Origin of the sequence: Limnohabitans sp. WS1, assembly GCF_003063265.1 — a bacterium.
Lineage (GTDB): Bacteria > Pseudomonadota > Gammaproteobacteria > Burkholderiales > Burkholderiaceae_C > Limnohabitans_A.
Map to the genome: position 1 here is coordinate 176,115 of NZ_NERU01000008.1, position 9,797 is coordinate 185,911.

At 62.9% G+C, this 9,797-nt stretch carries 5 protein-coding genes; 2 read left to right on the forward strand and 3 right to left on the reverse strand.

All coding sequences use genetic code 11. The features are described from left to right. Positions 1 to 20: 20 nt before the first annotated feature. The gene (locus B9Z48_RS12035) at positions 21 to 1,307 is read left to right on the forward strand and encodes an ATP-binding protein (protein WP_233261101.1); all 1,287 of its coding nucleotides are present in this window, start codon (positions 21 to 23) and stop codon (positions 1,305 to 1,307) included. A 43-nt stretch (positions 1,308 to 1,350) separates the two neighbouring features. Here the strand turns inward: B9Z48_RS12035 and ispF are convergent, their stop codons facing one another. Together ispF and ispD are read right to left on the reverse strand one after the other, a co-directional pair. Beyond that, entirely contained in the window at positions 1,351 to 1,833 is a 483-nt protein-coding gene (gene ispF / locus B9Z48_RS12040) for a 2-C-methyl-D-erythritol 2,4-cyclodiphosphate synthase (RefSeq protein WP_089962928.1), read from the reverse strand. Positions 1,834 to 1,841: 8 nt separating this feature from the next. Next, a complete protein-coding gene (gene ispD / locus B9Z48_RS12045) occupies positions 1,842 to 2,555 on the reverse strand; it encodes a 2-C-methyl-D-erythritol 4-phosphate cytidylyltransferase (protein WP_108378668.1) in 714 nt (237 codons plus the stop codon). Between the two features lie 594 nt (positions 2,556 to 3,149). Between ispD and mfd the strand changes: the two genes are divergently transcribed. Further along, entirely contained in the window at positions 3,150 to 6,638 is a 3,489-nt protein-coding gene (gene mfd / locus B9Z48_RS12050) for a transcription-repair coupling factor (RefSeq protein WP_089962813.1), read from the forward strand. Between the two features lie 282 nt (positions 6,639 to 6,920). Here the strand turns inward: mfd and B9Z48_RS12055 are convergent, their stop codons facing one another. Then, on the reverse strand, positions 6,921 to 8,945 hold the full coding sequence (locus B9Z48_RS12055; RefSeq protein WP_233261102.1) for an ATP-dependent DNA helicase RecQ: 2,025 nt from the start codon (positions 8,943 to 8,945) through the stop codon (positions 6,921 to 6,923). Positions 8,946 to 9,797: the final 852 nt, after the last annotated feature.

Consider the following 9,797-nt stretch of genomic DNA (forward strand, 5'->3'; position numbering starts at 1 on the left):
TTTGGCGCACCTTCATTTTTTTGGCTTTGCTCATCTTGTTCAGCAGCTTGGCTTGGCTGCAAATGTTCAAGACCCAAGAATACGAGCCCCGCATTTTGCGCAACGCCCAACAGATCGCCACCGTGGTCAATTTGACCAAAACGGCGCTCATTCACACGGATGCCATTGCCCGGGTGTCCTTGCTCAAAACACTGGCCGACGAAGAGGACGTGCGCATTCAGATCCGCGAACCCCAAGACGCAGTGGATTCATTTGCCAACTCCGGCATGGAAGGGCAATTGGTCCAAGAAATGATCAAGCGTCTGGGGCCAGGCACCACCATTGCATCCCGTGTCAACGACGAAGAAGGCTTGTGGATCGGGTTTGACATTGAGCGAGACAGTTACTGGCTGCAAATGGACGCGGCCCGGCTCAAACCGCTGGGCGGCAGTGCATGGCTCATCTGGTTGAGTGTGACCTCCATTTTGTCCTTGTTGGGTGCGGCTGTGATGGCCGGACTGATCAACCGCCCGCTCAAGCGTTTGTCATATGCCGCCAGTCAGGTGCGTGAAGGCCATTTCAACACCTCCACGCTGGATGAAAGTGCGGCCACCAGCGAGATTCGGGAGGTCAACATCGGCTTTAACCGCATGGCCGAGCGCTTGGCCAAAATCGAAGCCGAACGGGCCTTGATGCTGGCAGGCATCTCACACGACCTGCGCACCCCCTTGGCTCGACTGCGGCTTGAAACCGAACTGAGCGTGGCAGACCCACAAGCCCGCGAACTCATGGCCGCTGACATCGAGCAACTGGACGAAATCATCGACAAGTTCCTCGACTACGCTCGCCCCGATGCCACGAATTTGGGGCCTGTTTTGCTCTCGGGTGTGATCAGTCGTTGCATTGCACCTTGGCGGCACAACCAACGCTTTGAAATCGCGGTCGATGTGAGCGAAGACCTGCATGTGCAAGCCGAGGCGGTCGAATTGGGCCGTGTGATGTCCAATTTGCTGGAAAACGCCCGCCGCTACGGCCAAAGCCCGAGCGACGGCATCACCCGCGTCGAAATCGTGGCCCGAGTCCATGACGGCTGGGTGCTGCTGCGCGTGCGCGACCAAGGCCCGGGCGTGTCCGAAGACACCCTCAAAAACCTCACCCAACCGTTTTACCGGGGCGACACCGCCCGCACCTCGGCCACCGGTTCGGGCTTGGGCCTGGCCATTGTCGAGCGCTCGGTGCAGCGCATGGGCGGCACGTTTTCGGTGTTCAACAACAGCGCAGGCGGCCTGATGGCGCTGATGAAATTCAGACAAGCTGCGGCGGAGTGATGGGCTGCGCCCCCAATGCCGTGGACAAACGGCGCGGGCGAGCTCAGCAGGCCTTGTGCAACAACGCCACGGCCCTCGCCTCCATGCTTTGGCCCATGCCCACGGGGCCGAGCTTTTCGGCGGTTTTGGCTTTCACGTTGACTTGATCGGTGGCAACGCCCAGGGCTTGGGCCACCGAAGCGTTGATCGCCGCCATGTGCGGCGCCAGCTTGGGGGCCTGGGCCACGATGGTGCTGTCCACATTCACCAATTCCCAACCACGCTCACGCACCCGGCGCATGGCCTCGGTCAGCAACACCGACGAATCGGCCCCCTTGAACTGCGCATCGGTGTCCGGAAAATGCCGTCCAATATCGCCCAAACCCGCCGCGCCCAGCACCGCATCGGTGATGGCGTGCAGCAGCACATCGGCGTCCGAATGGCCCAGCAGGCCCGAGGTGTGAGGAATCTCGATGCCGCCCAAAATCAGCTTGCGCCCGGGCACCAGGGCATGGACGTCCCAGCCTTCACCGATTCTGAAATTCATGCCAGCGCTCATGTTCTGCTCCTGATGATGGCCTCGGCCAGCGCGAAATCGGCCGGGTAAGTGACTTTGAAATTCTGTGCCGAGCCTTCGACCAAGCGCGGCTTCAAACCCAGCCGTTCGATGGCACTGGCCTCGTCGGTGATGCCTGCAAAACCACTGCCTGCCACATCGGCCAGCGCATCGTGCAGCACTTGCAAACGGAACATTTGCGGGGTTTGCGCGAGCCATTTGTGCTCTCGCGGCACCGTGGCCGCCACGCGCCCGCCCTCTTCGGTTTTGAGCGTGTCAGGCAAAGGCAGGGCCAGCAGGCCACCCACTGCATCGTGCTGGCAGGTGTCGATCAAGCGGCTCACCGACTCGGGCGACACCAAACAACGCGCCGCGTCATGCACCAGCACCCAATCTTGCGGGTCAAGGCCTGCACCCAGCATGGCTTGTAGGCCGTTGAACACGCTCTCGGCACGGCTGGCACCGCCGCAAGCCAGGCGCTTGAAACGCTGGGGCCAACCCAGCTCGGCCCACACATGGTCATCGCCGGGCGACAAAATCACCCAGCCACTGGCCAGTTGCGGCACCTGCGCCAAAGCCTGCAGCGTGTGCATGACCATGGTCTGTCCGGCTACCTGTTGGTATTGCTTGGGTTGCACCGTGCCCGCACGGCTGCCCGTGCCCGCACAGGGGATGAGGGCGTGAAAACGCGTCGAGGTGCTGTGTTTGCTCATGGCTGAGATTGTAGTTTTGCAGGTCGGGGGCTTAGGCCACGGCATTGCCCACTGCGCCACAGGCCGAATGTCGGGGCTGAAGCCACCGACCTACCAATACCGTGGCTCCCCGTAGGTCGGCAGCTTCAGCTCCGACATGGCCCACTGCGCCACAGGCCGAATGTCAGGGCTGAAGCCACCGACCTACCAATACCGTGGCTCGCCGTAGGTCGGCAGCTTCAGCTCCGACAGGGCCCACTGCGCCACAGGCCGCATGTCGGGGCTGAAGCCACCGACCTACAAATACCGAGGCTCCCCGTAGGTCGGCAGCTTCAGCTCCGACATGGCCCACTGCGCCACAGGCCGAATGTCGGGGCTGAAGCCACCGACCTGCCAATACCGTGGCTACCCGTAGGTCGGCAGCTTCAGCTCCGACATGACCCGGTGCGCCACAGGCCCGGTGACGAGACCCAAGCCGACCCACCGACGACTGTGCTCAACGACTACCATCGACCTGCCCAAGGTCACAAAGACTCTAAAATCACCTCCTGCTTCCATTTCCACACCCCCCTCCATCCCGGCGGGGGGTGTTTTGCTTTATCCATCGCCCACGCCATGCAACTGCCCAGCCTCATCACCGGCAAACGTTTCACCCTGCCCCGCCCCGTGGGATCGGCCGATGCCGTGCTGCTGGCCCAGCTGGCGCAGCGCGAAAAAAAGGCTGGCAAGCTCACCGCCATCGTGACCGCCGATGCCTCAGACGCCCAACGCCTGATGGACGAGCTGGTGTTTTTTGCACCCGATCTGCGCTGCGTGATCTTCCCCGACTGGGAAACCCTGCCCTACGACACGTTTTCGCCGCACCAAGACCTGATTTCTGAGCGCTTGGCCACGCTGTGGCGCATCAAGCAGCGCAACCACGCCGAGAGCGCAGACGTGGTGCTGGTGCCCGCCACCACCGCGCTGTACCGGCTGGCGCCGCCCTCCTTCTTAGCGGGCTACACCTTCGAGTTCAAGGTCAAGCAAAAGCTGGACGAAGCCCAGCTCAAGGCCCAGCTCACGCTGGCGGGTTACTCGCACGTCAGCCAGGTGGTCAGCCCCGGCGAATACGCGGTGCGCGGCGGCTTGATCGATTTGTTCCCCATGGGCTCTTTGGTGCCTTACCGGGTGGACCTGTTTGACGACGAAATCGACAGCATCCGAACCTTCGACCCCGACAGCCAGCGCAGCCTCTACCCCGTGCCCGAAGTGCGCCTGCTGCCCGGACGCGAGTTCCCGATGGACGAGGCGGCTCGTGCGCGATTCCGAAGCCGCTGGCGCGAACTGCTCGAAGGCGATCCGACCAAGAGCCGCATTTACAAAGACATGGGCAATGGCGTGGCCACGGCGGGCATCGAGTACTACCTGCCGCTGTTTTTTGAAGAAACCGCCACGGTGTTCGATTACCTGGGCGCTGGCCAGGCAGATGCGGCCACCGTGGTACTGCACGGCGATCTGGAGCCCGCCTTCCAGCGCTTTTGGCAAGACACCCGCGACCGCTACCGCCTGGTGCAAGGCGACCCCGAGCGGCCGGTGCTGCCGCCGGATGCGCTGTTTTTGAATGCAGAGCAGTTCTACACGCTGACCAATGGCCATGCGCAACTGGCTTTGCGCCCCGGCACCAGCGATGTGGCCGACAACGCACTGGCCCAGCCCCTGCCCGAGCTGACGGTGGTGCGCGGTGCCGAAGACCCGTTGTCACGCTTGCAAGCCCACATCCACAGCGGCAAGACCCGCGTGCTGATCCTGGCCGAAAGCGATGGCCGACGTGAGAGCCTGCTCGACTTCGTGCGATCCAGCGGCCTCACGCCACCCGTCTTTGACAGCCTCGAAGACTTTTTGACCAGCGACGAAAAAGTCGGCATGGCCACCGCCGCCCTGGTCAGCGGTTTCCATTGGTTCGAGCACAACATCGACCTGGTCACCGAAACCGAACTCTTTGCCGCAGGCCCCACCACGCGCCGCCGCAAAAAGCAGGAACAGGTCAGCGATGTGGAAGCGCTGATCAAAGACCTGAGCGAGCTGAATGTGGGCGACCCGGTGGTGCACAGTGCCCACGGCATTGGCCGCTACCGGGGTCTGGTCAACATGGACATGGGCCAAAAAAACCCCGATGGCACGCCCGCCCTGCAAGAGTTTTTGCACCTGGAATACGCCGACAAGGCCACGCTTTATGTGCCCGTGAGCCAGCTGCAGCTGATTGGCCGCTACACGGGTGTGAGCGCAGACGAAGCGCCCCTGCACAAGCTGGGCTCAGGCCAATGGGAAAAAGCCAAACGCCGCGCCGCCGAGCAGGTGCGGGACGCCGCCGCTGAGTTGCTCAACATCTACGCCCGCCGCGCCGCACGCGAAGGCCACCCCTTCCGCTACAGCCCGCAAGACTACGAAACCTTTGCCAACGACTTCGGATTTGAAGAAACCGCCGACCAAAAGGCCGCCATCCATTGCGTGATTCAAGACATGATCAGCCCCCGCCCCATGGACCGCCTGGTCTGCGGCGATGTGGGTTTTGGCAAGACCGAGGTCGCGCTGCGTGCCGCCTTTGTGGCCGTGACCGGTGGCAAACAAGTCGCGCTGCTGGCCCCCACCACACTGCTGGCCGAGCAGCATTACCAGACGCTCAAAGACCGCTTTGCCAAATGGCCTGTCAAGGTGGCCGAAGTCTCGCGCTTCAGGTCAGGCAAAGAAGTCACCGCCGCACTCAAAGGCATTGCCGACGGCACGGTGGACATCGTGGTGGGCACACACAAGCTGCTGAGCGAATCCACCAAGTTCCACGACCTGGGCCTGCTCATCATCGACGAAGAACACCGCTTTGGCGTGCGCCACAAAGAGGCCATGAAAGGCCTGCGGGCCGAGGTCGATGTGCTCACGCTGACAGCCACCCCCATCCCCCGCACCATGGGCATGGCTTTGGAGGGCCTGCGCGATTTGAGCGTGATCGCCACTGCGCCGCAACGCCGCCTGGCCATCAAGACCTTTGTGCGCAACGAAGGCACGGGTGTGATCCGCGAGGCGGTGCTGCGCGAACTCAAGCGCGGCGGCCAGTGTTACTTCTTGCACAACGAGGTCGAGACCATCGAGAACCGCAAGCAAAAGCTCGAAGAAATCCTGCCCGAAGCCCGCATCGCCGTGGCCCACGGCCAGATGCCCGAGCGCGAGCTGGAACGGGTGATGCGCGACTTTGTGGCCCAGCGCTACAACATCTTGCTGTGCTCGACCATCATCGAAACAGGCATCGACGTGCCCACGGCCAACACCATCGTGATCTCTCGCGCCGATAAATTCGGCCTGGCCCAGCTGCACCAGCTGCGCGGGCGCGTGGGCCGCTCGCACCACCAAGCCTATGCCTATTTGATGGTGCCTGAGATTGAAGGCCTGACCAAACAGGCCGCCCAGCGGCTGGACGCGATCCAGCAAATGGAAGAACTGGGCAGCGGCTTCTATCTGGCCATGCACGACCTGGAAATCCGCGGCGCGGGCGAGGTGCTGGGCGAAAACCAGAGCGGCAACATGCTCGAAGTGGGCTTTCAGCTCTACAACGAGATGCTGTCCGAAGCGGTGCGCAGCCTCAAAGCAGGCAAAGAGCCGGACTTGCTCAACCCGCTCACCGCCACCACCGACATCAACCTGCACGCCCCCGCCCTGCTGCCCAACGACTACTGTGGCGACGTGCACCTGCGCCTGAGCTTTTACAAAAAGCTGGCCACCGCCAAAACCAGCGACCAAATCGACGCCTTGCTCGAAGAGCTGGTGGACCGCTTTGGCAAACTGCCGCCGCAAGCGCAAACGCTGGTCGATGTGCACCGCCTGCGTGTGCTGACCCAGCCCTATGGCGTGATCAAGGTCGACGCCGCACCGGGCGTGATCCAGATCACCTTCAAACCCAACCCGCCCGTGGACCCCATGGCCATCATTGGTTTGATCCAGAAAAACAAACACATCAAGCTGGCGGGCAACGACAAAATCCGCATCGAACGCGAACTGCCCGACCCGAAAGCGCGGGCGCAGATGGTGCGGGATGTGTTGCGCTCATTGGGCCAGCCCAAAACCGTGACTCATTGATGGCGTCATGACTGGTTATGGAGACAGCCCGATGAAGTTTGCATGAACGCATTTTTTTGTGGGAGCGACGCCCTCGTCGCGATCAAGCCTCGCAGACCACCCACCATCGCCCCGAGGGCGGTACTCCCACAATGCCACCATCGCTGATCACTTTCCCCAAGGCAAGCCTTGCACTTCAAACTTCACAGGGCCGGATCTATAGTTAGGTCACCAAAGACCCCATAAAACGCCACCTCGATGACCGTGTGCGGACCGATTCGGTCCCCAAAATGGCTTTGCTGTTCAAGCTTGAAGATGCAAGACCAGCAAGAGCACCTGCGATGCCCCTTGTTCACGCAAAAGCGCCGCTGCAACGGTCGCAGCCCATCGTGTGCGCACTTGAGTGGCCACCAACAACACCGGCCCCGGCGGCAGCGCGACCTCGGTTTGCAAATCAATGACCGACTCCAGGTGAGCGACCACTGGGGTTGAAGCCGCATCGTCGGGCGCAGGCCCACCCCGCCAGCAAAACACATCGTGCAGTGGCAAACGGCCTTTTTGCGCAATGTGGGCAGCCAAGCGCTGGTTCGACGCCATGTCCGGCGCAGGCAAGGGCACCACACACACTGGGCGGGCGGGCCAGGTCTTGGCCCAACGGCCCAGCGTGGCCACCGCACCAGCCAACAAATCGGCAGGCACATCACCATCGGCGGCAGTGCGCAAAACCTGCAGCTCGGCCACCCAACCCGGATCGTCCGCAAACGCCACGGCCCGGCCTGCATCAAAGCCGCGAATCGAACCCTTGCGACGCACTCCAGCAGGCCAGCGCTTGCGCGGCTCGATGTCCACGTCCACACCACGCAAAAAGTGGCGTGCAGCGAGCAACTTGTCTTCAGAGGGCAAGAGCCCTGGAAAAGGCACACGGCCCGTGCACACCGAGCAGCGCCCACAAGGCGCGGGCGACGGGTCGTCCAGCGCGGTCTGCAAATACGCCATCAGGCAGCCCTGACCATGCGCGTACTGGCGCATGATGCCCGCCTCTTGCTGGCGAACCTGCGCCAACGACGTCCATTTGGCACTGTCGTGCACATAGGGCATTCCGGTGGCTCGCCAGGCTGTGCCCGCCTTCTCAACCACACCTTCGACGGCCAGAATTTTGAGCAAGGCCTCCAGTCGTCCCCGGCGCACGCCCGTGTCGGCCTCGATCTCGATCAGGCTGCGTTCGTCACCGCCCAGGCTTTGCAACACCTTGGCTGCCGTCAACGGGTCCGGTATCGAAGCGGTGGCGAAGTAATCCCAAATGCGTTCGTCAGCATCTGACGGCAGCAACACCCCTTCTGCGTGCGCCACCGCCCGCCCTGCCCGACCCACCTGCTGGTAATAAGCCACCGGGGTGGAGGGCGAGCCCACATGCACACAAAAGCCCAAATCCGGCTTGTCGTAGCCCATGCCCAGCGCCGAGGTCGCCACCACCGCCTTGACCTGGTTGTGGCGCAAACGGTCTTCCACTTTCAGGCGGGTGTCAGCGTCGATCTGCCCGGTGTAGGCATCGACCGCATGGCCGCAGCTGCGCAAAAAAGCCGTCAGCCGCTCGGCCTCGGCCACCGTCAGCACATACACAATGCCCGAGCCCGGCAGCTGATCCAGGGCGTCGGCCATCCAGGCATAACGCTGCAAAGGCGACAAACCCGGTACCACAGACAGCGTGAGCGAGGTGCGGGCCAGCGTGCCGCGAAAGGTCACTGTGCTTGCACCCAACTGCTTGCCAATATCCAGCGTCACCCGCTCATTGGCCGTGGCCGTGGTGGCGAGCACACTGGCCGTGGGTGTGGACAAGAGCGCCCGCGCCAGCCGCTGGTAATCGGGCCGAAAGTCAAAACCCCAGTCGCTGATGCAATGCGCCTCGTCGATCACGATCAGGCCCACCCGGGCCAGCAAAGCGCCCAACCGGGCCGCAAAGCGCGGGTTGCCCAGCCGCTCGGGCGAGACCAGCAGCACGTCGATGGCATCCTCGTCCAGCCGCAGGAACACCTCGTCCCAATCGTCAATATTCGTGGAATTGACCGTGGCTGCCTTCAGGCCCGCCCGCTCGGCCGCGCTCACCTGGTCGCGCATCAGGGCCAAAAGCGGCGACACCACCAACGTGGGGCCAGCGCCTGTGCTGCGGATCGCGTGCGTGGCCGCCCAGTACACCGCCGACTTGCCCCAGCCCGTGGCCTGCACCACCAGCACGCGGGACGCGGCTGGCACCACCGCATGCACCGCGTCCACCTGATCCGTGCGGGGCACCGCGCCCGGCCCGGCCAGACGGGCCAGGATGGTGTGCATGTGCTGTTCCGCGAATGCGCGGGATGTGTTGTCTGGGTCCGGCAAAGTGCTGGATGTGTTCATGGGCTCCCCTGTCGCCTAGACTGGCATTATTGTTCAAGAGTGATTGTGCAATGTCAGACCTGTTGAGACCGACCGATGATCTTTACAAGAAGGTTTTTTGTAGGAGCGACGCCCCCGTCGCGATAAGCCGCGCAGACCCGAAAGAATCGCCCCGAGGGCGGGGCTCCCACAAAAAGCAGGGATGCCCCCTGCAATTGCAGGTTGACCCCTCGTAGGAGCGACGCCCCCGTCGCGATCAAGCCTCGCAGACCACCACGCATCGCCCAGGCGGCGGGGCTCCCACAAAATGCAGGGTTGCCCCCTGCAATTGCAGGCTCACCCCTCGTAGGAGCGAAGCCCTCGTCGCGATCAAGCCTCGCAGACCACCATGCATCGCCCAGTCGGTGGGGCTCCCACAAAATGCAGGGATGCCCCCTGCAATTGCAGGTAGACCCCTCGTAGGAGCGACGCCCCCGTCGCGATCAAGCCTCGCAGACCACCAAGAATCGCCCAGGCGGCGGGGCTCCCACAAAATGCAGGGTTGCCCCCTGCAATTGCAGGCTCACCCCTCGTAGGAGCGACGCCCTCGTCGCGATCAAGCCGCGCAGACCCCAAAGAATCGCCCCGAGGGCGGGGCTCCCACAAAATGCAAGGTTTCCCCCTGTCATTGCAGGCTCACCCCTTGATAGGGGTAGGAAAGGCCAAGGCCTCCCCTCCCTCCGAACCGTGCGTGCAGTTTTCCCGCACACGGCTCTCCAGTCAGTGGTTTCCTCATCGGGATTGGCTCGCTTGCATTCGGGCCTGCGTCAT